The 24,495-nt window shown below is 36.0% G+C and carries 33 protein-coding genes; 9 read left to right on the forward strand and 24 right to left on the reverse strand.

Translation table 11 applies throughout. The annotated features are described in order from the left end of the window. The first annotated feature begins 109 nt into the window (after positions 1-109). Positions 110-913 (forward strand): FRG domain-containing protein, encoded by an 804-nt coding sequence (locus A6749_RS03855; protein WP_066385448.1) that lies wholly within the window; start codon positions 110-112, stop codon positions 911-913. A gap of 207 nt (positions 914-1,120) precedes the next feature. On the opposite strand, the gene A6749_RS03860 is transcribed toward A6749_RS03855, so the two are convergent. After that, positions 1,121-2,974 carry an AIPR family protein gene (locus tag A6749_RS03860; RefSeq protein WP_161487109.1) on the reverse strand — a complete coding sequence of 618 codons (1,854 nt, stop codon included), beginning with the start codon at positions 2,972-2,974 and terminating at the stop codon, positions 1,121-1,123. A 207-nt stretch (positions 2,975-3,181) separates the two neighbouring features. Further along, positions 3,182-3,517, reverse strand: coding sequence for a helix-turn-helix domain-containing protein (locus tag A6749_RS03865; protein ID WP_066385455.1), 336 nt, complete (start codon positions 3,515-3,517; stop codon positions 3,182-3,184). A 235-nt stretch (positions 3,518-3,752) separates the two neighbouring features. Here A6749_RS03865 and A6749_RS03870 point away from each other — a divergent pair, with 235 nt between their 5' ends. Further along, positions 3,753-3,962, forward strand: coding sequence for a hypothetical protein (locus A6749_RS03870; protein ID WP_066385457.1), 210 nt, complete (start codon positions 3,753-3,755; stop codon positions 3,960-3,962). Between the two features lie 77 nt (positions 3,963-4,039). Next, complete coding sequence (locus A6749_RS03875) at positions 4,040-4,246, forward strand: hypothetical protein (protein WP_066385458.1); 207 nt, start codon at positions 4,040-4,042, stop codon at positions 4,244-4,246. A gap of 345 nt (positions 4,247-4,591) precedes the next feature. Here A6749_RS03875 and A6749_RS03880 read toward each other — a convergent pair whose 3' ends face one another. From A6749_RS03880 to A6749_RS29355, 6 genes are all read right to left on the reverse strand, one after another. Then, a complete protein-coding gene (locus A6749_RS03880; protein ID WP_066385465.1) occupies positions 4,592-5,152 on the reverse strand; it encodes a recombinase family protein in 561 nt (186 codons plus the stop codon). A 311-nt stretch (positions 5,153-5,463) separates the two neighbouring features. Beyond that, entirely contained in the window at positions 5,464-5,988 is a 525-nt protein-coding gene (locus tag A6749_RS03885) for a DUF4652 domain-containing protein (protein ID WP_066385467.1), read from the reverse strand. Further along, positions 5,989-6,444: a restriction endonuclease gene (locus tag A6749_RS03890; protein ID WP_066385469.1), complete on the reverse strand. Its 456-nt coding sequence runs from the start codon at positions 6,442-6,444 to the stop codon at positions 5,989-5,991. Positions 6,445-6,590: 146 nt separating this feature from the next. After that, positions 6,591-6,842 (reverse strand): hypothetical protein, encoded by a 252-nt coding sequence (locus A6749_RS03895; RefSeq protein ID WP_066385475.1) that lies wholly within the window; start codon positions 6,840-6,842, stop codon positions 6,591-6,593. 94 nt (positions 6,843-6,936) lie between these two features. Then, a complete protein-coding gene (locus A6749_RS03900) occupies positions 6,937-7,521 on the reverse strand; it encodes a hypothetical protein (RefSeq protein ID WP_066385477.1) in 585 nt (194 codons plus the stop codon). Between the two features lie 412 nt (positions 7,522-7,933). Then, positions 7,934-8,539: an excalibur calcium-binding domain-containing protein gene (locus A6749_RS29355; protein WP_066385481.1), complete on the reverse strand. Its 606-nt coding sequence runs from the start codon at positions 8,537-8,539 to the stop codon at positions 7,934-7,936. Positions 8,540-9,122: 583 nt separating this feature from the next. Here A6749_RS29355 and A6749_RS03910 point away from each other — a divergent pair. From A6749_RS03910 to A6749_RS03930, 5 genes are all read left to right on the forward strand, one after another. Next, a complete protein-coding gene (locus A6749_RS03910) occupies positions 9,123-9,587 on the forward strand; it encodes a helix-turn-helix domain-containing protein (RefSeq protein WP_066385482.1) in 465 nt (154 codons plus the stop codon). Between the two features lie 227 nt (positions 9,588-9,814). After that, entirely contained in the window at positions 9,815-10,090 is a 276-nt protein-coding gene (locus A6749_RS03915; RefSeq protein WP_066385483.1) for a hypothetical protein, read from the forward strand. Next, positions 10,077-10,499: a hypothetical protein gene (locus A6749_RS03920; RefSeq protein ID WP_066385488.1), complete on the forward strand. Its 423-nt coding sequence runs from the start codon at positions 10,077-10,079 to the stop codon at positions 10,497-10,499. Before A6749_RS03915 ends, A6749_RS03920 begins: the two co-directional genes overlap by 14 nt. Continuing rightward, positions 10,492-10,734, forward strand: a complete 243-nt coding sequence (locus A6749_RS03925; protein ID WP_066385491.1) for a hypothetical protein — start codon at positions 10,492-10,494, stop codon at positions 10,732-10,734. The genes A6749_RS03920 and A6749_RS03925 overlap by 8 nt, the downstream gene beginning before the upstream one ends. Before the next feature lies 1 nt (position 10,735). Further along, positions 10,736-11,392, forward strand: coding sequence for a hypothetical protein (locus A6749_RS03930; RefSeq protein ID WP_066385492.1), 657 nt, complete (start codon positions 10,736-10,738; stop codon positions 11,390-11,392). A gap of 75 nt (positions 11,393-11,467) precedes the next feature. Here A6749_RS03930 and A6749_RS03935 read toward each other — a convergent pair whose 3' ends face one another. From A6749_RS03935 to A6749_RS03955, 6 genes are all read right to left on the reverse strand, one after another. Beyond that, positions 11,468-12,091: a hypothetical protein gene (locus A6749_RS03935; protein ID WP_066385502.1), complete on the reverse strand. Its 624-nt coding sequence runs from the start codon at positions 12,089-12,091 to the stop codon at positions 11,468-11,470. Positions 12,092-12,347: 256 nt separating this feature from the next. After that, a complete protein-coding gene (locus A6749_RS03940; protein ID WP_066385504.1) occupies positions 12,348-12,722 on the reverse strand; it encodes a hypothetical protein in 375 nt (124 codons plus the stop codon). A 124-nt stretch (positions 12,723-12,846) separates the two neighbouring features. Beyond that, positions 12,847-12,975: a hypothetical protein gene (locus A6749_RS29130; protein ID WP_269085679.1), complete on the reverse strand. Its 129-nt coding sequence runs from the start codon at positions 12,973-12,975 to the stop codon at positions 12,847-12,849. Continuing rightward, on the reverse strand, positions 12,962-14,044 hold the full coding sequence (comGA, locus tag A6749_RS03945) for a competence type IV pilus ATPase ComGA (protein WP_066385505.1): 1,083 nt from the start codon (positions 14,042-14,044) through the stop codon (positions 12,962-12,964). Before comGA ends, A6749_RS29130 begins: the two co-directional genes overlap by 14 nt. Positions 14,045-14,170: 126 nt before the next feature. Further along, positions 14,171-15,148, reverse strand: a complete 978-nt coding sequence (locus tag A6749_RS03950) for an ROK family glucokinase (RefSeq protein WP_066400757.1) — start codon at positions 15,146-15,148, stop codon at positions 14,171-14,173. A gap of 6 nt (positions 15,149-15,154) precedes the next feature. Then, positions 15,155-15,364 carry a YqgQ family protein gene (locus tag A6749_RS03955; RefSeq protein WP_066385506.1) on the reverse strand — a complete coding sequence of 70 codons (210 nt, stop codon included), beginning with the start codon at positions 15,362-15,364 and terminating at the stop codon, positions 15,155-15,157. Between the two features lie 198 nt (positions 15,365-15,562). Between A6749_RS03955 and A6749_RS03960 the strand changes: the two genes are divergently transcribed. Continuing rightward, positions 15,563-16,390, forward strand: coding sequence for a hypothetical protein (locus tag A6749_RS03960; RefSeq protein WP_153043000.1), 828 nt, complete (start codon positions 15,563-15,565; stop codon positions 16,388-16,390). Here the strand turns inward: A6749_RS03960 and A6749_RS03965 are convergent. The 10 genes from A6749_RS03965 to phoU form a co-directional block, all read right to left on the reverse strand. Then, entirely contained in the window at positions 16,353-17,915 is a 1,563-nt protein-coding gene (locus tag A6749_RS03965; protein ID WP_066400759.1) for a rhomboid family protein, read from the reverse strand. The two genes, A6749_RS03960 and A6749_RS03965, sit on opposite strands and share 38 nt — an antisense overlap. Before the next feature lie 109 nt (positions 17,916-18,024). Further along, entirely contained in the window at positions 18,025-18,216 is a 192-nt protein-coding gene (locus A6749_RS03970) for a hypothetical protein (RefSeq protein WP_066385508.1), read from the reverse strand. 66 nt (positions 18,217-18,282) lie between these two features. Further along, positions 18,283-19,239: an L-lactate dehydrogenase gene (locus A6749_RS03975; RefSeq protein ID WP_066385509.1), complete on the reverse strand. Its 957-nt coding sequence runs from the start codon at positions 19,237-19,239 to the stop codon at positions 18,283-18,285. A gap of 114 nt (positions 19,240-19,353) precedes the next feature. Continuing rightward, positions 19,354-20,145 (reverse strand): DUF92 domain-containing protein, encoded by a 792-nt coding sequence (locus A6749_RS03980; RefSeq protein ID WP_236719621.1) that lies wholly within the window; start codon positions 20,143-20,145, stop codon positions 19,354-19,356. Continuing rightward, positions 20,145-20,711 carry a 5-formyltetrahydrofolate cyclo-ligase gene (locus tag A6749_RS03985; RefSeq protein WP_066385512.1) on the reverse strand — a complete coding sequence of 189 codons (567 nt, stop codon included), beginning with the start codon at positions 20,709-20,711 and terminating at the stop codon, positions 20,145-20,147. Before A6749_RS03985 ends, A6749_RS03980 begins: the two co-directional genes overlap by 1 nt. Positions 20,712-20,765: 54 nt before the next feature. After that, positions 20,766-20,915 (reverse strand): 50S ribosomal protein L33, encoded by a 150-nt coding sequence (gene rpmG / locus A6749_RS27520; RefSeq protein WP_082692947.1) that lies wholly within the window; start codon positions 20,913-20,915, stop codon positions 20,766-20,768. Between the two features lie 75 nt (positions 20,916-20,990). Further along, the gene (locus tag A6749_RS03990) at positions 20,991-21,605 is read right to left on the reverse strand and encodes a hypothetical protein (RefSeq protein WP_066385513.1); all 615 of its coding nucleotides are present in this window, start codon (positions 21,603-21,605) and stop codon (positions 20,991-20,993) included. 21 nt (positions 21,606-21,626) lie between these two features. Continuing rightward, entirely contained in the window at positions 21,627-22,871 is a 1,245-nt protein-coding gene (locus A6749_RS03995) for a glycosyltransferase family 4 protein (protein ID WP_066385515.1), read from the reverse strand. Further along, positions 22,864-23,544: a DUF4912 domain-containing protein gene (locus tag A6749_RS04000; protein WP_066385517.1), complete on the reverse strand. Its 681-nt coding sequence runs from the start codon at positions 23,542-23,544 to the stop codon at positions 22,864-22,866. The genes A6749_RS03995 and A6749_RS04000 overlap by 8 nt, the downstream gene beginning before the upstream one ends. A gap of 286 nt (positions 23,545-23,830) precedes the next feature. Beyond that, complete coding sequence (phoU, locus tag A6749_RS04005; RefSeq protein ID WP_066400766.1) at positions 23,831-24,490, reverse strand: phosphate signaling complex protein PhoU; 660 nt, start codon at positions 24,488-24,490, stop codon at positions 23,831-23,833. Positions 24,491-24,495: the final 5 nt, after the last annotated feature.

Here is a 24,495-nt window from a genome sequence, read left to right on the forward strand (position 1 = left end):
ATCTATACAGTCACCCACTTATTGAAACTGACAAATATGAATTGGATTCCATTTCTAATTTTGATTTAATTAGTAATATAGAGAAACTTTTATTATTTGGGGGATTAATATGTGGAAAGAAGTTCAGGTAGATAATTGGCAACAATTTATGGAGTATATTTCAGGACTCCGTTTAAATGATTGGATATATCGTGGTCAAAGGTCATCCTCTTGGAATCTTCAATCTTCCCTTTACAGGGAAATCACGTCATTTCATGAAAACCTAGACAACAAAAAATGTATGAAATATGAAGAACAGATGATAAAGGAATATTACGGCAGTTCACCCCTCTATTCTCCTTATGAATTAAAGGAACCAAGAACCGATGATTCACCTCAGCGGTTTAACTATAGACTCGAAACTTTGTCTATTATGCAACACTACGGGGCACCTACAAGATTATTAGATTGGACTTATTCGCCTTATATTGCGGCTTTCTTTGCATTAGATGGTGCAATAGAGGATTTTTCTATTTTCGCATTAAATGTAAAGGAACTAGAGAATTTTGATAAAGAAAGATTTGATGAAAACTATTCTAAAATAAAGCAAAGAATTTTTTCTAGAATTATGAAACATAATAAACATTTTATTTTTAGTTTTGAACCATTTCAAAAGAATGAGAGAATTAGAAGGCAGCAAGGGTTATTTATCGTACCAAGTGTGATTAATAAAACCTTCGATGAAATTCTTAATGAATATTCTATTGTAGATGGGAAACTAAACAAAAAGTTTGTTGCTATTAAACTTATATTTAAAAAGGATGCAATTAAAGAATATTGGCTAAATTTAAGAAGAATGAATATTACCCATGAAACTATTTATCCGGGATTTGAAGGCTTCTGTAAAGCTTTAAAGCTAAATATTTTTAATTAGCAAGATATAAGTTTTTTCTAACAGATTGGGGGGCCTTTCTCCCCTTCTGTACCATAGGGTAAAGGTAAATTGATTATCAATATTCAAATGGTTTAATAAGCAAAAAAAACAAAAAAAGAAACAGCCGAAATAATCAGCTGCTTTTCATTTTATAAGAAATCAACTATAAAAACATAAATAGTTTGAATTAATTTTTTCTCCTTCGGATTACTTTTTGCTATTAAATTGAATAATCACTTTCAATTCTTCGTATACTTCCTTACTTGAAATCGGCAATTCATTAATTTCAAGTTCAATTTTTCTTTCTAATATTGACCAGAAATTCTTCCCTTGCTTCATTTTGTTTTGAATAAAGCCCCTAAGATTATCACGTTTTGCATCTTCAACAATTGAATCCTGAAAGAACATTTTTAAAATACCGTGAGTAATTATGAACAACTTCTTGTTAAGGGCTTCTTTCTTATATATATCTTTTATTATCTCAATATCTATATTATCTGCTGATTCATACTGCGTACCTAAAATGGTATTAACTAAGTTAGTCAATAATAAATAATATGTCGCAATAAATAAGAATGCTGAGTTAACCTTAAAATCTGATGCACCAGTCTTATATCCAAGTTCTTCTTTAATATATTTTAAAGTTAAATATGGAAATAAAAAAAGTTCTAATGGTAATCCCTTTGTTTCATCATTCATAATATCCTTCCACTTGTTACCCGTTGGTGTTAATTCATTTGCCCTTCCGTAAGCAATATCAGGCATTAGTTTAATTCCGGCTGTAAATGATTGAATCACCTCCTTAGCGGGAAGTACATATTTTTTCTTACTTTTTATTCCTGAAATTAAGTACTCATAATCTTTGTTACCTTTATATGAATTTTGTTTAACACTATTTAATGCAATAAATGAACCTCTTTGAATCTCATAATAGTAACCCAATTTTTCAAATTTACCAGTTAACATTTGCTGGAACTCGTCTAACGCATAAAAGTCTAAACCACGTACTGCATTTTGGCTATTAGTAAACCTTGTAATATTATCTCTTAATTGTTTCTTTTTACTTTCGTCAGTGCTTTTTTGTGTTTTTATAATCTTTACCAGTAAATGGCCTTCCGAGTGTAATGCAGCAAGTTCTTTTTTTGATTTATATTTATAAAAATCACCTATCGTTTTAGCTGTCTGGCATCCATTTACAATTTGAGGTGCTGTTAACTCTAAACTTCCCATTCTTTCATTAAATTTATCACAAACAATAGTTACTCCATTATTGAAGAACCAAAATTTTTCAGGTTCTTCTTTTAATGTCTTTTTCATTCCTGAATTTATTTGCGTGCTATTTAAGTAGTTCCTGATATTAGAGTGAAACAGAAGGTTGCCACCTTCATTAACAAAATGTGCAAAATCACTTGTTCTAACCTTAGCCACATAAGTTTCAAAGGTTGAAAAATTTTCTTCTATTCGAAGTTCTATTTTTTTATCTCTAAATTCTTTTGGAAGTAACCCTTTTTTCAATTCAATGTTTTCCACAATATTATAAAAATCATAGAATTCGTACTTTAGGTTTTGGAAGTCATCTCTTTTATTCATTAGGCTTGCATTTATTTGCGTATCATGCCATTCATCTATTTCACTATTTGTAATGTAATAACAATTTATTGGTTCATTATCATTATATGCATTCATTACTTTCAAACATAATTCTTTAACAGCATCCCTATCTGAAGTAGGTTTTTCAGTACACACTCTCTGGCAATCAGCAATAAACCTTTGTACAGAATCTATACTATGGGAAGTCAAATATTTACTTTGAAGTATATGTAGTTCACCATGATTTTCAAAAACTGCATCAATTCCATTATCAAACTTCCCACTTATTTCTGTTGCTTCAATTACTTTATCTTCCGTTAACTCAAAAATATTGTATAAAATCCACTCACAAAAACCGTTACCCTTTCCAACGGAATCCCGATAACCATTTTCATTTAGATATTCGTTTATGGATTCTTCAACTTGATTAGCTAAAACTTTATCGCATTGGAATTTTTTGACTTTACTCACAAAATCACCCCTAATATTTAAAAGCATCTAATTTTCCTTCATTTTCCTATAATTCTATTTTAAAAAAATACTCTGTGAAAATCTACCGTTTTCATTCTATTGTACTAGTAATTATTTACTGTAATTCTGGAATTTTTTGAAATCCTTCCAATATACACAAAAAAACCACTGTAATTAATCAGCGGTTTCATGGCTTACCTCACTTAATCAATTTTGCATCCAATTTTGAAGCTTCTTTTTCAATACTTTAAAGGACAATCCATCATCTTCTCCGGATACAGCGGTTCCTTCAAATACTAAGCCCTTCCTAAATGTCAGTTTTTCTAATGCTAATTCATAAGCGTTACGAAAAAGGATTGCATCCCTTATTGGTTTACCTGTTTCTAAGCTATAAATACGGGATTCAGAAACACCCAGTAATGAAGCTATATCCTTTACTTTTACATTTAAAGCCTTTCTTTTTTGTCTTAATTCACTCCCTTCTTTTTTCCACTTTTTATTTTGTTTCTTAACCCAATTTTGAGACTGTAGGTTATTCATCATTTAACTTTCATCCTTTTCAGTTAGTGATTTGTCTTACACTGACATAACGGGGTAGATTTCAATTTCTGACATAGCTTTATGATTATTGGGGAAATGCAAACGGATTAATTTATAGGATACAGGTGCCGACAGATTTGTAGGACACGGCAGAAGTCTAGAGATTAACAATTCCTATTAATTTATAGATGTAAGCTATTGGATTAAGAGTATATAATTGTAAAAGAGGTGATTACTAATGTTAAAAGATACAGAAATGAATTCTAGCAATTCTGCATCAAATATTGAAAATACTAATGATATGTTTAAGGTTAATTTCGAGGTAGATGAAGATGTAGCAGAAGTTTTAAATGAGTATCGTAAATTATATGGGGAAAATGGAGTATGTGAATTAATAAATAATTTATTAGATGATTTCTTTAAGACTATGAATAATGAAAAAAATTAATTCCTTATTAGGGTGTTGGGATACAGTAGTAGGATTAGTTAAAAACACTTTATAATAACACTAAGGAGTTGTGAATGATGGATGAAAAAGCAGCAAAACAGATTCTTGATAAGCTTACAGAAATGAATAAAGATATGCAAAAAGGATTTGCTGAAGTAAAGAGTAATTTGGATGATATGAAAGAAAGGCTTACTCCACTAAAAGAAAAACAGCAAAAGAATTATGATTTACTGGTTAAAGTGAATGAACAGCTTATAGAACGGAATAAAAAGTTAAACAGCTAATATCCGGCCACCTATGCACTAGGAAGGAACTAAAGGGGCCGATTTATTTTTTCTAGCAAAAAAATTTTCAAGGTGTAGTTTTCAGTCCAAATATCCCCCCTTCCCCCGTGTGGGGGGGGGATAACTATTTAAAACTATATTTTTGATTATTTATAATCATTTTTTACCAATGCTTCAGCGGCCATCAAAGGGAATACGAAAGATTTTTTATAATTTAATCAGCCATAAAGGGCACTTTAAGCGGCTATATTCGTCTATAACAGGCCCTTCAGTTTCGCATTCCTATAAGGAATATAAACCCCAAATAAGAAGCTTACCGGCCGTTATGCAAGTAAGCATATTATCTTATTCACCTGATTCCCTTTTCTTTTTGGCCCTGATTAGAGTACTTTTTGAAATTCCAGTCATTTCTTCCACTTGCTTATATGAATTGAATTCTAACAGTTTCAAAGCATGTTCTAGCTGTTTCTTAGTGAATTTATTAGGGCGGCCTTCCCTAAAATCATCACGCTGTTTAGCTATGGCCTTGCCTTCCTGTGTACGTTCTACAATCATATCCCTTTCAAACTGTGCAAATGCACTCATAACGGTAAATATAAGGTTTCCTGTAGGTGTATCTTCAACTAATCCCATATTCAACACATGGACTTTAACACCCTTTTCAAACAGCATTTTCACCGTTTCTATTGCATCTGTGGTGGAACGTGCGAACCTATCCAGCTTAGTAACTACCAGCGTATCAGCAGCTTCAAGTTTTTCTAATAGGGCTTTAAATTGCGGCCTATCAGCTTTAGTTCCGGTGAACTTTTCCGAATAGATTTCTTCACAGCCTTCTTTTTTTAGTGTAAGTAACTGTGATTCTAAATCTTGGGCCACTGTGCTTACCCTTGCATATCCATATTTCACTATGTATCTTCCCCTTTACTTTTGAAACTAAGTTATGACACCATTAAATACCTTGATTTTACTGGACTTAAAAAACGGTGTCAATACTTATAAGTTTTGGGTAAGATTTTATTATTGTTAAAAACTGATGGAAATCATATCGAGTTCAGACCATGCCCTAATTTATCAAGTAAAACACCTTTACATCAAGGTTTTAATACACAAAAGGATTTTAAATCCATGCCCCACGGTGGGCTTCATTTGGTATAGCTTTGTTTACAGGTACTTACTACTGTAAAAAAAAACAGCTGAATAATCAGCCGCATCCTTCATTAATATTTGTTGTTACTCTTATTATTTATTTCTTCTAAGAATATCTTATCGCGATATTCTACAAATTCATTAAAGTTTTCATCGATATACCTAATACCTATTAATTCTACAAAGTCCGAGTTAAGTTCTAATTTTGTAATTTGAATCTCTCCAGAATAGTTAGTAATTTGCTTTAGTTCACGTTCCTCTATATTTATGGTGTAAACATTTCCTCCCATACTAACTGTTCCCCAACCAAAGCCATATATCAAAACAATTGTAGAATTATCCAACCAAATTGCATATTTAGGTATGTTTTGGTTTTTATCTGGCGAAACCAACTCTGTAATATAGCCATTTTCAAGGTTATAAAGATACAAACTACCCGGACATTCCCATTCCAAAGGGGATATGTAAATAGCTTTATTTTTGTCTGGTGAGAACTCTGGTTTTGACGGAAAGGAATCTGCTATTACAACCATTTTGCCATCTGGGCTTATTTGATATATTTCTTCTTTTGTTTCATCATAGAACAGCTTGTACATTTAATCATCCTCGCCTTCAATTAAAGTTCCGTTTAATAATATATCTTTAGATTCAGGATAGACCCTAATTATTTCTTCTAAAGATGCTAATGGTACAACAATTATTTTAAAGGGATAACTTTTATTTAAAAAATGTATGAAATCTATTTGGCTTGCAGTTAAATCAACAGGTATAACCAGAACCCAAAAATCAGGTGAATGTTGTGAAGCAGTCAGAATCTCATTAATAATTAGATGGTTTGCAGGCATACGTACCCATTTTTTACATTGAAAAACCCATTTCCTTTCATAGCCTAAATTAAAAGGAAGTTCCTCATAAGTTGTTGCAACAACATCTCTTCCTCTATCTCCTCCACCTCTACCAAACCATTGTCTGTTTCTAAAACCAAATTTAGAAATTGTATAATATACAAATTTCTCAAAATTAGTGGGATTCACATTTTCCCATACAATCAAAGTTTGTCACCTCTCGTAAACTGTCCTATATCCATATTAACAGCATAAATGAAGTAGAACAAAAATTTTCATTTTATTTCATATAAACAAAATCTCCCTTCAGTGATTTCTGAAATTAGCCAATCTCCTAGGATTACAATCAGCTTTTACCAAAAAATATCATCCATAGGGGGAATCGGTCGGTTTTCTATTTCTTTTACTTCCTCTGTTATGTCAACTGTTCCGTTTACAATCACTTTTTCGATTAAAGTTTTACGATATCCGGTTTCTTGTTTAATGCCTTGTATGAACTGGTAAGCAACCCTTGGAACTTCACTTTTATTCTTGGCATAAAAATTTCCACCGGAAAATATCCCTGTATCTTCAATGTTTAGATGGACTTCCAAGGTAAATTTCATTACTATCACCCCTTTTCATTATAGAACGTGTGTTCTTTATTTTACACAAAAAAAAGCCGGGAGAATATTCTCCCAGCGTTATTATTGGTTATTTTTATCGCCCCTCAATTGGGAGTTCAAATGTAAGGTTCCTTTTAAAAGAAGGACTTTTAAAATCAATCTGAATAATTTTTGTATCATTTTTTAAGGAATACCCTGCATATATTTGTTTACTTCTACCTGCATTTAACCCCTCAGTGAAATATATATCTGCATCAAAAGGATAGTTACTACCTGCAAGGTCGATATGTTCAATAGACATTCCATTTTCGTCAAAAACTTGTAAGTCCCATGGGTTAATCCTTAAACCATCTTCAAGTTTTTTATCTTCATTAATATATTTAAAAGTATAATCGAGTACTAAAATTTTTTTCGTATCTTTTGGCATCTCCTCTACATAATCAGCAGGAACACCTATTGCCTTTGCAGAATTAATCGTTAATGAATAAATTTTTTCCCCGTTTTCATTTGTAATAAATGCTTCTTCATTTTGTTTATATATTTTCTTCTGAACTTCCTCATCTTTTTTATCAACAGAAGTTGTATCTGTCTTTTTTGCTTCTTTTGACTCATTGTTCTGGCATCCAGAAACTAAAGAAATTATTAATAGAGATAAGATTATTATAGAAAGCTTTTTCATTTTTATTATATTCCCCCAAGTTGTAGTGTTTACATTTTGCCTACTTATCCAGTCTTTTAAGACGATATTTATTATACGAACGCATTACAAATATTACAATACACATTGCAAATGTGTTAATTTTTTGATGATTCCGAACCTCTGAATCCCCAAAAAAGATGAAGCCATCAGGGGAGGAACTGACAACTGCAACAAGTTTCAAGGATTCCAAAAATCTGGTAAAAGAATTAACTAAGCTGACTTAATCAGGTATATCACACATTACAAAATAAAATTGTGAACCAGCAAAAATTAAAAACATAACTCCACGGAATCACACAGCAATCCGATGGGGTTTTATGATTATTTTTCATATCCATACTGCTGGAAATAAATAAACTGATAGCATATTAGCCATCAGTTTATCCTAATATCAGTTCCATTCACAGGCAATACCGTCTCCATCTCTATCTAAATCGTGTGGGTCATACTCAGGCCCACCATTAGCTTCAAAAAATAACTGTGCATCTTCTTGGGAATCAAAATCAGTGCAATTATGGTCAATATCTGTAGCTGTGTATGGGTTGTCCTGTATGACTTCTTCATCTATATCTTCTTCAATGTAATTATCTTCTTCATATGATACTTCTTCATTACTATCTTCAATATTTGTATCACCTTCTACATAACTATCACTATCCTCAATTATGCCTTTATAGTATTTAATGGTATCTTCTAGGTCATAATCCTCGATTCCTATATTTTCGACATTGGTTAATAGATAATAAAAAGCTGATTCCTTTCCACTATCCGCTTCAACTTCATCATAACTATCATTTATATATCCATGAACCGCTTCCGCAACGGATTCTTCAATTTCAAGCGGTGCATCTGATTCATCTATTGCATCTTGATATATTTGTTTTGCTGTATAAAATTCTTCATTTTCTATTGCATCAATCACCCTTTTAGCCGTTTTGTCACTACTACATCCGCCTAATAAAAGAAGTAAGAGTACTAAAATATATGTTTTCCTCACGAACTACATCCCCCACCTTTAATAAATCCCATATAGGTTAATCTTCCTACATATTCCAGTACATTTCAATGATAATTTACCTAAACAAAAGCAGCCCCTACTAGTTGGGAAAAACCAGTAAGGGCTTCAATAAGGTGATAGGAATGAGTAGTGAAAACACAATAGTTACCGGAACTATCAGGGCCTTCTATATCAATAACGGAATCTATAGTGAATCCTGACAAAAGAAGATAAAAAAAATGGCCCTAAAATATTTATGTCAGAAATTGCCTAAAATATCGTTATTGAAGTAGAAAGCTATTATTCTATTAATGGTGCTATTACTATAGTGATTATAGCTATGCACCTTGATAGATAATCTTTTATATAGAAATCTTTACTTAGTTAATTGGCTATTGTTATTGGTTATAGTTTATTGGTTATAGTTACATTTCAGATATTGAAGCAAGGTAATTACAGATATTGAAATAAGCTAATTACAAAAAGTGAAATAACCCTAGTAAAGAATTTTTACTACCCTATGTCAGAAACTGAAACACCTTCCGTTATTGAATTGAAATAACAAAATGGAGGGTGACTTTTAATGTCAAATAAATCAAAGGGCGGTACAAAGAAGGAAGAATTATTTATCAGGGTTTACCTGTCAGCTTTTGAAAGCGACTTGATTGCAAAGCTTTCAGGAAATCAGTTAAAGGTTCTTTTAACTATCTGTAGCTATATGGATAAAGACGGTAAATGTTGGCCAACACAGGAACAGTTAGCTGAAAAAAGCGGTGTCGGTAAAACAACAGTGAATAAAGTAGTTAATGAACTATTGGCCATCAGATTTAATGGTAAACCCATTATTAGTCGTAAAATGGAAAAGCACGGCCCCTTTAGGAATAGTGTTTATACAGTGCTTCCGGCTTCACAGATTGCCATTTTTGGCGGCCAAGTAGAAAAAATTGATACTGGTGAAAGTACTGATACTAGTACTATAAAAAGTACTGAAAATGAAAGTTCTGAATCTCTTACTACCACTAGGTTTATAAAAATGGGTTCAAATTAATTCCCATAATAATCCTTCACAAAATAGACACTAGTTTTGAATAGAACTTTAGGGCAGTTATGCACCTTATAGTATGTAGGAATGAATCACACCATTTCTACAGCTAATACCTTTAGGACAAGGTACTTTAACTTTTTGGCCATTTTAGCCAATTTCTTTCATTTTGGACAAGTCATCTTTTTAGGTGGCTTGTTCTTTTTTGTACTTAGAATTAGGGGTGAACTATATTGAAATACGATAAAGCGGAATTACTGATGCTGTTAGACAGTGCCACAATTAAGGCCCTGTTAAGGCTGTACGGTTTAGGGTATAAGTCTATAGCCGTTCGATTCGGTGTTACTAGGCCGGCTATCAATTATATGCTAAGACATGATAGCTTCAAGGACTACCAGCGGCAAATTCTACTGGATTTATTCTTTCAGCTTGGCATGGAAGCGACTGAATTGATACTGATTAACAAAATGATTAATACAACTGGAAGGTGCAAACATGAAACTTATTGATGAATTGATTCAGGAACTTATTGATATTAGCCAAGAATGGAACAGCAGTGAAATTTCAACAGATACTAGAAATCTTAAACTAGAACTACTGGAAAGCCAGTTAGAACAGCTTCAGATTGATTTTTCTATCCAGCCTTTCAAGCTTGTAAGTTACGGAAATCAGGGTACTTTTAAACAATTACTAAACCAGCATGTAGCAAAGGCAAAAGTGGGTTTAAACACGCTTAAAAGTACGGATAACAAGCGGAAATATAACGCTGCCGCTAGGCATCTGATTAGCCGTAAGCTATACTTTTCGGCCCTGAATCGGTCAATTCAAAGAAGTATTAGTGCATATGAATTTGTAAATAAGATGCAGCCAGCAAGTGATTATCAAATTTTCATATTAGGGGGAAATTCAAATGAGTAACACAGATAGAATTAGCTACATCCGTGAGTACTTTAAAAAACAGAATGATGTAGTGGTGGAAATTCCGCCAGTTATTAGCTATGTAGACAATATGAAGAAGATTGTACGCTTCAATGGTTATAGATGCGGAAACATAAAGTTCGTTGACGGAAAAGCAACAGTAAGTCGCCAAGATGCTTTTAAGCTTCAATCCCTTTACCCTGAAGCAATCATTCATGAAGAAGGTGAAAAGTAAGGTGAAGGCTATAGAAAAAGTACAACAGTTTTTAACCGAATATGATACTAAAGTTAATAAACTAAATGAAAGAATAGATTCCTGTTCTACAAGGATTGAAGAACTTCAGCTTGAAATCAGATTCATTAAGGAAAAGGAATTGCCGGAAGCTTCAATACAGCGTGTTATTGATGGAAATACAGCATTGGAAGCAAAACTGAAAAAGAATCTAGCTAAACTTGAAGCGGAACTAATAGAGAAACAGGAAGAAGCCGTGATTTTAAATCAGGCCCTTAACCGCTATAAATTTCAGGCCGCTAAAGAACTTAAACAGTATCAACAGATTTTCAATGATGAAAGGGCCATTGACAGTAATAAGGTTTACAGTAAAATGATGGCCGCCAAACGTGAATACGTGGAAACTATGAAGGCTGAAGCTGAAGTACTTCACAAGTACAAAGAAATTGACGTACTAATGCAAGGTATAGAAGTGGCAGCTGGGATTAAGTCGACTGTTTATAACATATTTGAAGTTGATTCAGCCCCAATAATTGGCCATTTAAACCGCCATAACAGTGTGTATTTAGCCCTTACCCATGAAGAAGTGCAAAAGATTATCAAGAAACAGGCTATTGATTTATCTTATCTGGATAAATTTAAGCATCCTAAGGGGTTATAAGAAATAAACAAAGTGATGCCTGTATTTAAAGCCAAACTTCTTTTCAACTTACAGGCATCACCATTATAAAGATGTTTATTTGAAAAAAAATTTGTATATTAAGGCAATAGGGTAAAGGATTATCATAATTACAGCTACACCTGTAAAAGATTTTTCTAAAATTCTGAAAAATCTCTTCTGATTTTCTCTATATATTTCTGTACTTCCTCCTACTATACGGGTCGAAACTTCTAATCCTTTATAATTTGTCATAAGTACATTAATCGTAAACTCATCCTTAGGATTTAAAAGTAAAGGCTTAATCCCTGTTAGCTTCCCAAAATCTTCATTAAATGTCTGGATATCCAAGTATGAAGGACTAGTTTCATAGGATGATATTTCATATACCGTAGGAACAAAATCGTCTTCTTTTTTGAACCTAAGGATTATATCTGATTCAAAATCATCCCTTTTAATTGGTTCATTTCCGTTATTAATAAATCGAATAGATATCATTTTTAGAGTTTCTGTTATTTCTGTATTATCTTTGTAAAAGATTTTTATATCATTAGTTAATTTTTCTACTACTGGTCGTTGAAATTCCACGTCATAGGCTAATTGCTTTTTCTTTTTACTTTTTAAATAAATATAAATTGATAGAAAAGCTGATACTAAAATGCTAATTATAGTTAAACCGTTTTGCTTAATAAAAGTTAACATATTTTCCCCCACGTATGAGTATTTTCTCATATCTAATCTACCAATATAATAGCATTTCTTGTAAAAAAAAAGAATATAAAAAAGACTCCTCGTTAATATGAGAAGCCCTTATTTTTATATTCTATTAAAGTTACTCACCGGTCTATACGGAATTACTGTTTACTTACTCGTATTCAATATCAATCTTTGGTTCTGTACTGCCCTTTTCGTATGGCCAATTAATTGGTCAAAATTATTATTTAATTGGAAGCATACACTAAGGCATTACATACACCGTACCCATACTGTCAACAACAAACATTCCGGTTGGGTCAAAACCGTATTCTTTCTTTAGATAACCCCCAATTTTCTCATGAATAATGCTACAAACTTTTCCGTACTTTTTTCTATTCTCCACATAGTCATTATGTTTGACCACATACATCCACTTTCTTCCGTGGTCTACTACTATTTTTCTACCGAATTTTCTCTTAAACTCTTTTACATTAATATTAATTAAGTCTAAACAAACTAAATTATTCAGGTACACGTGGTCAAGAAATTCAATCTCGAAGCGTTTTTCAAAGAGGTTAGGATTTGCTTTTGTTTCTTCATGTTCACTAATTTGGACACCATTAATAGTTTGAAACATAATACTCCCCCTAACAATAATAAAAATACAAGGAAAGTATACCATCAGAATTATGTAAATCATTAAAATAATAAGTACAGTTTTGTGTCCAAAAAAATATTTTTTCACTACACAAACGTTGATATCATCGAATTTTTACCTTAGTATCTATAAGTGCATTTGTTTCAGCAATTGGGTACCCCCTGGCTAAAAGCTCACCAATTCTTTTTAGAAAGCTTGCCTGTTCATTTACAGACCATTTATGTTTCTTCATCATCATACACCAGCCGGTCATATTCAGAGGATTGAATATAGCCTAGCGCAATCCCTTTTCTAATCACATCTTTTAATGTCCGATAATTTGTGTCAATCTTTTCTCCCATTGCCGCTCTCATTATGGCAGATAAATTTCTTCCCGATAACAGTTCAAACACACTTGCTCTTTTCCACCTGCCGCCTGAATAACAATGCGGTGGGCATTCGCCTTCACAAAATGGGCAGGTTAATTCAACTAATCTTTGTGCGGTGACGGCAATTAAAGTTTGTTCCACCTCTAACCAGTTTACGCCAAACTCCTCCAAACGAAAGACCGCACCTTTCGCATCGCGGGTATGCATTGTGCTTAAAACTAAATGACCCGTTAAAGCTGCGCGGACGGCAATTTTTGCAGTTTCCGCGTCCCTGATTTCCCCGACCATTATAATATCCGGATCATGTCGAAGAATTGCTTTTAAACCTGCAGCATAAGTCACCCCCGCTTTTTCATTCACCTGAACCTGGAGGACCGAATCATAATTTTTTTCAACTGGGTCTTCAAGAGTAATCACATTGCGATGGAACAGGTGTGCAGTTTCGTTTAAAAGTGAATACAAGGTCGTGGTTTTCCCAGACCCAGTTGGCCCAGTGAAAATAATTAAACCATGTGCATGTTTGAGCAAAGCTAATAATTTTCGTGTCATCGATGGAAAGAGTGAGAGCTGGTGAAAAGGAATTTGATCTTGCTGCGGCAATAGGCGAATGACAAGGCTTTCTCTGTTGTTGGAAGGAAGGGTAGACAGCCTTAGACCCATTAGTTGTCCGTTAACATCACAAACAATCGCACCGCTTTGCGGGCGTCTGCGTTCTCCGATATCCATATTTGCTGTAAATTTAAAATGGGAAATCAATCTGTCGCATTCATCTTTCGGAAGTGATAATCGAGGAATCAGTTTGTTTGTTAACCTAATTTGCACTAGGGTGTCATTCTTACGAGGAATAATGTGAATATCTGTCGCCTGGTTTCTTGCCGCATCAGTAATAATTCTGTTAGCTAAAATTTCAATTTCACTAACAATTGGAAACACCGCCTTTCATATTTTCTCAATACCTAAAATTCGACATCCTTCTATCTTTTCCTTCTTTCTTTTTAAAAAAATCATTACTTTTTGTGAACATTTTGTGTACAAAAAAACCTGCATAACGCAGGCTGGTTAACACTCTAATAATTTATTTTTGATTAACCATGCGGCACCAATAACGCCGGCATCATTCCCTAAGGTGGCTAGTGCTAGTTTTGTTGAATCCTTCACAGACGAGAAGGAAAAGCGTTCAAATTGGCTTTTTACAGCATTCAAAAGAATATCTCCTGCTTTAGAAACACCACCGCCTAAAACGATTTTTTCCGGATTCAGGGTATTCGCAATATTCGCCAGCACCAATCCTAAATGGCAGGCAACCTCATCTAACACTTTTATTGCTATAGAATCACCATTACGGGCACAATCAAATACATCTTTAGCTGAAACGCTGCCATCGGAACTATACTTTTCTGCTAATTCTCCTGCCACCCCCGGCATACTTAATGCTTCCTTTGCCAATCGTACAATTCCAGTTGCTGAAGCGATCGTTTCCAAGCATCCGGTTTTTCCACAATTACATGGAGCTCCTCCTTCAGGAATAGCAGTCGTATGACCGATTTCACCGGCAGCGCCATTAACACCCTGGACAATATTTCCATTTGCAATAACGCCGCCGCCGACTCCTGTGCCTAATGTTACACAAACAATATCTTTTGCACCATTGCCAGCACCCTTCCACATCTCACCTAACGCTGCACAGTTCGCATCATTTTCAATTAAAGCTGGAAGTGACGCGGCCTGTTCAAGACTGGCCTGTAATGGAAAATTACTTTGCCAGCCTAAATTAACTGTGTTTAACATAACACCAGTTTCATAATTAACAGGTCCAGGTGCCCCCATTCCAATTCCAGCTAGCTGGTCTTTTGTTTGACCAAGCTCTTTTAGTTTCTCAGAAATAGAATTTGCTATATTTACGGTGATGTTTTTACCCTCATTGCTATTGTCAGTCGGGATTTCCCATTTCTTAATAATTTCACCGTCCAATGTAATAAACGCAATTTTAGTAGTTGTACCGCCTAAATCCACACCAGCTATCCATTGTTTCGTCAATTTCATTCACCCGTCTTTTCTTTTATCTTTCTCCATTTGAATTTCATGTCTTAAAATCAAAAGGGCTGTTTGAAAATCCCGTGTTTCCATTAATTGTGATTGATATAACTCCTTTAATTCAGCTTCCATCAACTCCAGGTCTGCAACCCGGTCCCCAATATAGATTATCGTACCAAATCGCTTTAAATATTGCTGGATCTCATAGACTGTCTTCATCTAACGGTCCCCCCTGCCTTTATATTACTAGAGAGTTAGTTCATCAAAAAGTATAACCCATTGAAGGGACGGTCCTCAAGGCATTCTTACCCGCTAGTTCCATTCGATAAAAAGTATATTTTAGTCATTTGAAGCTGCTTTTGCCCATATAACAATACTAGGACAAACAGTTTGCAAACCGGAAGGATGAAAACATTCGTGAAAAAAAGCTATTACTTATTATTTGGAATCATTCTCATCTTCTCTGCTTCAAGTGCAATAATATATAATGCCCAGCAGCCAAAGGCTCTTGAAAGCATTACCTTTTTTCCAATCAAGCCAAATGTTTCTTTTACTAATTTCGATACTTCGCTAAAGTCGGTAGATCAAAACACTGTTTTCTGGCAAATAAAGTCCACCCTTGACCGCCATGCCTATCTGCGTCAGGATGCCGGGCTGCTGTACTCGAACGGCCGGCTGATCGGAAAACTAGGAGCCTGGAGGCAGCACACGGCTACCATAACTCAAGAAAAACAGGTGCCCGTCCCAGCAAGTTCATATCTCCAAGCAATTACCTTTCACTATGCCGAATTGCATGAAAAAGGTGGTCAAATCTTTAGCGCCCAGGCCATGTCTCAGGACCAATTATATGTTATTAAGAAAAACTCTGGAGTAACAGAGGGGAAATTAGAAGAACAAACCGAACGAATGCTCCGTTATAGCTGGAATAAAGGCGTCAGGTACTATGCCATTCGCTTAAAAGAATATATAGCTTACCCTTTAAATGAATTTTCCAAAAAAACTAACGGCACCTTCCCAGGCTTCACAAAGGATGAAACAGCCAAAATGATTGGACGTTTATGGGAAGGGCTGTATAAGAATTATTTCCTTGGCATCACAAAACAGGATGGTACCAAGGCGGAGCCCACAGGCAGTACCATCCCTCTCATCTTATTGGCTAAAGATAAAACACATTTATTAGTTTTAACGGAAACAGCCAAGGGTGAACCTATTCTCCTGCGCCAGATGATTGAAGATGCTGATTGATTTCATGAACTAAATCAGTATATTGCTTATGGTTAGGCTGCAGTTTTGCGGCCTTTTCTGCGTTCATTTTCGCCTCTTCTAAATCATTTTCCTCAAGGTTAATAAGCGCAAGATTATAATAGGCTTCATGAAATTCAGGATTTAGTTTGACAGACTTTTGCAAATGTAATTTGGCATCATTCAGCATGCCCTTTTTAATTTCCGTATACGACAAAAGGAAATATGTTTTATCAGATGGTTCAGCGGCATTCTTCTCAAATTCCTTTAAAATCCGATAAGCCTGATCATAATCATGCTGCTTAATATATTCCTGGGCAGCTAGTAAGGCGGAGGGTTCATTCTGTGATTTGACGTATGGACTAAAACCATAGGAAATCGCCCCCCACGTTATGGCTGCCGATAGGATTAGAAAAATAAGTTGCAGGATAAACTTTTTCTTTTTTGGAAAATAAACGACACCTGCTGCTAGGAAACCGCCGGCTAATCCGCCTAAATGTCCGGCATTGTCAATACTTGGCGCGGTAAAGCTGAATACGAGATTAATCCCAAGCACCACCAGCAAGTTCATACCCATTGTCCTGGAAAATAACTTCGGATGAATCACACCAAAGTAAAGCAATGCACCGAAACAGCCATAAATGGCACCACTGGCACCCGCGGATAAATTGGGACTAAAAATAAAACTGGCAATAAACCCTGTCACACCAGCAAACAAATAAATAAACAAGAATCGCGTATTCCCATAGATCCGTTCAACTGCCGTTCCAAGGAAATATAAAGCAAATGAATTAAGAGCCAGATGCAAGAAGCCGATATGGAGAAAGATCGGTGTGAAAAACCGCCACCACTGTCCATCGTAGATTAATTGATTTACTTTTGCCCCATATTTAATCAGTGTAGAGGAATTCGTACTTCCACCGTTTAACTGCAGCCACAAAAAAACTGCCGCTTGAATAAAGATCAAAGCATACGTAAAAAATGGTTTGCTGTTAAATAATATGTCACGTTCCGCCTTTACCTGATTTACAGCAGCCGCCAACGTTTGCTGCTTTAAAATCTGAACATCGTATTCAGTGGACTCCCCTGCTTCCGGGAAGGGAGCAGCTGTTCCCAGCCTCCCTGACAATCGCTCAAATCCCTTATCCATGATCCCTTGTGCAAGCAAGATGGAGCTAACCATAGTTTTATTCCCTTCAGTGTGTAGATATGGTTTTTCAAGCCGAAATTCATATTCATCCACAGGAGGATATTCACTAATATAAATGTTCAGAATTTCAAGCTCACGGCGGTTTAACTGGCGCCGAACTCTTTCTCCATTAGCAGCGGTAAACTCAATATCCCGCTGCAATTCATTGCTCCAATCTACATCCTCCTGCTTCAGCCGGATGATTGGAGCCGTTTTATTTTCCAGCTTTTCAAGCCAAAGTTCCTTTTGGTTTTCAAACAATTGGATGATCCGATAGCCAAGGTCAGTAATACATGTATTGGCTAAGCTCCAAAAGATATATTCCTCTTTATTACTCATTTCTCCCCTGCTTTCTATCAAAGTCCTTTCTCTATTATAGTCAAAAACACAATAGGACATGAAACAAACACCCTGCTTAAAGGGAAAAATAAAAACCATCTGATGGTTTTTACCATTCAGATGGTCCAAATACAGTCTTTAACATTTTATTTTTAACACCAGGAAAGCTCATAATTGACCCTAGCGCTACTCTTCGGAGCCAGCCTGATGCCAGCAGCAGATTAATAAGACGGAACCTGTAGCGGTACGCAAAGTAACCAATCGACCCGATCATAAGTATTGATGTAAGCATTCTGGACATTGTGCATCCCTCCTGTCATTATTCTGTGAAAATGGCAGGAATTTTATCCAAAAGTTACGAACTTTATCAATCATTATTAAACAGGACAGGCTCCATAGTTTTCTTTAACACTTGAACGGAATGATTAAATTTCTCCTGTTCGCCCTTGCTTAAATCCAGTTGTACGACCTCTCTTATACCATTGCGATTGACTACTGCCGGAACACCGATAAAAATATCGTTATGCCCGTATTCCCCTTCCAAATATGCAGACACAGTGAGCACCGAGTTCTCATTTTCCAAAATAGCCTTAGTCAGCCTTACAAGCCCCATCGCAATACCATAAAAGGTTGCCCCTTTTCGCTCAATGATCTGATAGGCAGCATCTCGAACATTTACAAAAATTTCATCAAGGTCTTTTTGATGATAACCCTGTTTATTTTTTGTCCATTCTGAAATTGTTGTGCCAGCAATATCCGCATGGCTCCAAACAGGAAGTTCCGTATCACCATGTTCGCCAATAATATAGGCATGAACATTACGGGTATCTACATCAAAGTAGTCTCCCAGCAAGAATCGAAAACGCGCCGTATCTAAAATGGTTCCTGAACCGATCACCCTATTCTTTGGCAGACCGGAAAACTTCCAAACTGCATAAGTAAGAATATCGACGGGATTTGTCGCAACAATAATGATGCCATCAAATCCGCTTTCCATAATTTCTTCGACGATACCTTTAAAAATCCTCGTATTTTTTTCTACAAGGTCTAATCTTGTTTCGCCTGGCTTTTGATTCGCACCAGCAGTTATCACAACAACATCCGCATTTTGACAATCTGCATAACTTCCAAACCAAATCTTTGTCCGCGATGGAGCGAATGGAAGCCCGTGATTTAGATCCATCGCATCTCCTTCGGCCTTGTCTTTATTTACATCTATTAAAACCAGCTCTTCCGTAATGCCCTGATTTAAAAGGGCGAATGCATAGCTTGAACCTACAAATCCAGTTCCAATCACGGCCACCCGATTCACTCGATTTAACATTGAAATTCCCCCTATTGGTTATTTCAAATACCTATCCAATTAAATTGTACACCGTTTTACCATTTTTATTTATCGTAAATGCGCGATGTAAACGGTATCTTTGTATCAATTTTGTTACAAAAAAAAGGAAAAGTGAAGCACAACCATCGCTAATATGGCTGCGATTAAACCTGAAAGGAAATTGACCATGTCATTTTCAATTAATGAAATTCCCTTTATTCTCGTAGTTCTCTGCCCGCAATGCATTCTTTTTTCAGTTTCAAGGCCGCAAAGTCTGCACACAAACAACTGTTGATAGAAGGCACCAACCAAAGTATCAATGACATTCCCGATAAAACCAAACAGGAAGACAATTCCTCCCGCCAGAATATCTAATTTTAAGCTCCATACACTAATCAGCGCAATTAGGAAGGACCCCGATAATGCAGCGATCGTCCCCAACCCGCTGACCGCTCCAGATGTCCCTTTTTCAACCCGTTTGAATGTACGAATATAGAGCGGAGCTTTCTTGCTTAAACTGCCGATTTCCGAAGCCCACGTATCTGAATTGGCACTGGCAAGTGAAACGGCAAAGCCAATCAGCCAAATAGATGCAGGGCTAAAATAATATATGACACTAAACAGCGCCGCAGCTCCCCCGTTAGCGAATACTTGGCGCCAATCTCTTGCCCCGCCCTTCGCTAATTTTTCCTCCATTTTTTCCTTTGCCGCACTTTTATATTTGGACCAGTAGCTTGAGGTTACAAAAAATACACCTAAGATCAATAATCCTTTATATCCAAAGCCTAAGTAAATTGCATATCCAACAACAGCGGCAGCAATAGCACCAGATTTGCTTAATGAATGCACCCTGTAGCCCGCATAACCTAAAAAGAACATGACCGCGAGCATTAATAGAGACTTCATCATACCGTCTTTATGACGTCATTTGGTGTAATAATTTTGCCAACCGGAAGATCATACTTCTCAACCGGGAAATCAGAAATCATTTGTTCCTTAAATGCCAGCGAAACAGTGTTACCGGTATAATCTGTTAAGAAGCGGTCATAATAGCCCCCGCCAAACCCGATGCGATACCCGGCCTTTGTGTAAGCGAGCCCCGGAACAATTAACAAACCTATTTGCTCTGGGCTGACCTCTGTTGTCAATGTCGGAACCGGCTCCAATAAACCATAAAACACCGACTCAAGCTGAGAAAATTCTGTCAGCGTTCTAAAAGATAACTTTTTTTCTTTAGGAACACATTTTGGAACAACCACAGTCTTCCCTGTTTCCCATGCTTTCCGGATTATTTGGTATGTATCCACTTCAGGAGGCTTTGACACCGTAACACCGATAACATCTGCTTTTTGCCACTCTTCTTCTTCAAATAATCGGCATGCAATTTTATAGGAATAATCTTCATAAAGCGGTTTTGACAGTTGAGAGAGAGTATCTTTCACTTGTTTCCGAATGGTATTTTTATCATCCATTTGTTAAACCTCCTTTTTGAATGCACAAAAAAACAGCAGGAAAGCCCCTGCTGTTTATTTTGTTTCACGGTGTACAGTTGTACGCTTTTCTCTTGGGCAATATTTCTTAAGCTCAAGACGGTCTGGGTTGTTACGTTTATTTTTGTTTGAAATATAGTTACGGTCTCCACACTCAGTGCAAGCTAACGTAATATTCACACGCATGTTTCTTTCCCTCCAAACGATTAAGCTTGTTCGTTCATACGACTTTTCTATAATATCATTTTTCAAAAGGAAATGCTAGTGAATTTTTAAAAGTGCTTGCTCTATTGCTAATACTTCTCTTTTATTCTTTCCAATAATCGCCCATGAGCTTAGCGTTTCAGTCTTTTGCGGGTAGACGGTTATGTTTTCCGCAAGGATACTGGCAGCAGGTCCTTTCGCCATTGGCTGATACCTTAAAGTTCCGTTATCTAAGGAACTCCAAATCTGGTCGGTATACACATTCCATAGCGGCATTGTAGTATATTCTTTTACTTCCGACTCATTGTGCTTTAAATTAACCAGAAACACCTTTTCTTCAGAGTGGTGAAAAATTCGCTGCTCAGTTGGTGAAACAAAGGCGAGACTATCCTGATTCACATTTTGAAAATGGTGCATCGCCAGAATTTTTACGTCCTTTGCTTGATTACTGTGATTGCTGACAAAGACACGGTAATAGTGAATTTTAGAGTGAATCGGTTTTTGTTTTATTTTTATGATGAGCCCTTCTTCATAAATAACCTTTTCCATCTGATTTTGGAGCCAAAAATACTTTCCATTTATCCAAATACCTGGAATTAATTGAAGCTGCCCAATTGAAGACTTCCGTTTGGAAAACTGTTTCATTTTTTGTAATTCAATAATATTAATCATTTATTATTACACCTTTTTTCATTATTGAGTCGTCTCATTCATATTAGCTCGTGTATTCAAGACCATATCCTCCATCAATCTGCTCGTTTCAGCAGCGATTCTGCCCCATCCGTAAAGACCTCTAGCTACTTTGCCGCCATTTATACCAATTTCACAAGCGGTTTTTCGGTTATTTACAAGAAAGCCAATTTGGTCAAGCAAACTTTGGGCATCCCCTGGGTTCATCAGCAAGCCCGTTTGCAAATGTCTGACAATTCCTTTCATTCCGCCTGCGTTCGAAACAATCACCGGTTTATCTTGGATCATTCCCTCTAAGGCAACGATTCCAAACGGTTCATACACGCTTGGTACCACAATCATTTCACTGCCCTTAATAAGAGCATCCCGCTCTTCATCTGTTACAGAGCCAATAAATGCAACTTGCTGTGCTAATCCTCGTTCTTCTACCTGACGCTTATACGTTTCAAGCAACGGCCCTTTTCCGGCAACAATAAAAAAGTAGTTGTATTCTCTTTCCTTGGCCATTTCTGCTGCTTTTATTATCGTTTCGAATCCTTTTTCCTTAACCATTCTTCCAATTGAGAAAATATACTTTCGCTTTGTCAGCTCCGGAAAAACTGATTCTTCTTCAATTTCATTCCTAGGGGGTTCAATCCCATTTGGAATTACCATCATTTTTTTCTCCTCAATATGAAAAATATTCATAAGCGATTCCTTCATATATTGACTGCAAACAATCATTTCCTCTGAAGCGGACATCAATGCCAGCTCCTGTTCATGGATAAATTGCTGAATTTCATTGTGAATCCCATTATTTCTCCCATGTTCGGTTGCATGTATCGTGGTCAAAAGCGGGATACCTAGAACTTCTTTTAAGGCAATACCCGCCGCACCTACAAGCCAGTCATGGGCATGAATCAAATCAAACTTAAGTTCTTCTGCCAATTGTTCTCCCTTAAAGGCCATAGCTAAATTAAGGCCGCCAATCCAGACAAGAAAATGTTCATCATGAGCATTGATAGGGTTCACCCGATGAACATGAACCCCGTTTGTCTTTTCATAACCCGGCAAGCGGCCGTTACCTGCAGTTAGCACATGTACCTCATGGCCCTGACCTGCCAATTGAACTGCCAAGCAAAATACGTGTCTCGAAAGCCCGCCAACAACATTCGGAGGATACTCCCAGCAAAGCAGCAGGATTTTTAACTGCCACTGATGTACAGACTGATGATTCAACTTAGCTTTTTCCGTTACAGCGTTAACCATTGTTCTCCTCCATATAACTTTCTTCAGCGTAATAACTGTAAGTACTTACACGGTCCTTCCATTGCGGAGGTTTGGCTTCATATCGCAGCAACTCCAGCTGATCATGGTTCAATGGATTACCAGAAAATTCAAGTTTTGGAGTTTGTACACAATTGGATCTTATAAGAGGAAAATAGCCAGTGGCCGGAACAAGAACACCTAATTCGGCTACATAGCTTCGATTCGCCGCTAATCCTTTCACAAACCAATGTCCATTTCGGTATGGCACGGTAACTTCATAATAATGGTGGGCATTTGTTCCATCGAAAATGATATCAGTTACATCATAAATCCTTACAGTCGAAACGAGTTCAGTTAAACTAACGTTAAAATAAGATTGAATTACTTTATGAGGAATCGCGGAAATATTCCAAAAAATAATTATTCTTTGATGTGTAACTAATCGTATACCCAACTCTCCCTTTTTAGGAATTAAGGAAGTTAGCGACTTACTTTCTGAAGAATTCTCTATTTCCCTCTCTATTTGGCTTGTCACTAGCCCGTTGGTGTTTTCCGGGTTTGCAGCCCATTTATTAAAGCGGTATTGGACCTTGCCGACCGTTGTATTTAATTCGGTGGCTATTTTCCGAAATGAAAGCCCATCCTTTCTCAATTTAATAATATCTTTAAGCATGATTTCTTCCGTCTCCTAATCTATTAATATATGTTCAATTTTGAAAAGTGTGAATAATCGTTCGTAATTTAATGGTACCATTACACTGGAAGGCATACAATAAACGCAATTTGTCGGATTTTGCCCCACCTTTATCAATGTAGTGTCCAGACAGGGAAATTTTTTTGAAGAATAAAAAAAGTGATAAAAACGATAATTTATGACAGATTTAATAAAGAATTATAAAAAGAATTCGACAAAAAAAAGATGAGTACGATTGTCTCATCTTCTGAATGTTCATGCTGATTTAGGCATTGAGATTGAATCGATTCCCTGTTTCAAGGTATACGACATTCTCCGCTATATTCGTGGAATGGTCTGCGATTCTTTCAATATATCGGCACACGAATGCCAGTTGAATAATTTGATTCGTAAAATCGGGGTTTTGCGGGATATAAGTTAGAAGCTCCTTGACCAAATCGCCAAACATTTCGTCCACCTGGTCATCCTTTTCCGCACATTTTCTGGCAAGTTCCTGATCCTCGGAATAAAAAGCGGTAATTGCATCAGTTACCATCTCCAATGCCATTTCCATCATTTTTGGAATATCAATTAGTTCTTTTACATGCTTCTCATTTCCAATATGAACAGTTGATTTGGCGATGTTAACGGCAATATCCCCTAACCGTTCTACTTCAGATGACACTCTTAAGGCCACATGCAGTCTGCGCAAATCTTTGGCAACTGGTGATTGCCGTGCTATCAGCATCAACGCTTTCTCATGAATTTCATACTCCAGGTTATCAATTAGATTATCGCCATTGATCACTTTTTTTGCTAATTCAATATCTTGATTTAATAAAGAAAGCATGGCATTTTTAATGGCTGTTTCTGCTTCACCGGCCATTTTTAATTGCAGTGCTTTTAATTCTTTTAAACTTTGATCAAAATTGGATCTTGTATTCATGACGA

Source organism: Neobacillus mesonae, from assembly GCF_001636315.1.
Classification (GTDB): domain Bacteria; phylum Bacillota; class Bacilli; order Bacillales; family Cytobacillaceae; genus Neobacillus; species Neobacillus mesonae.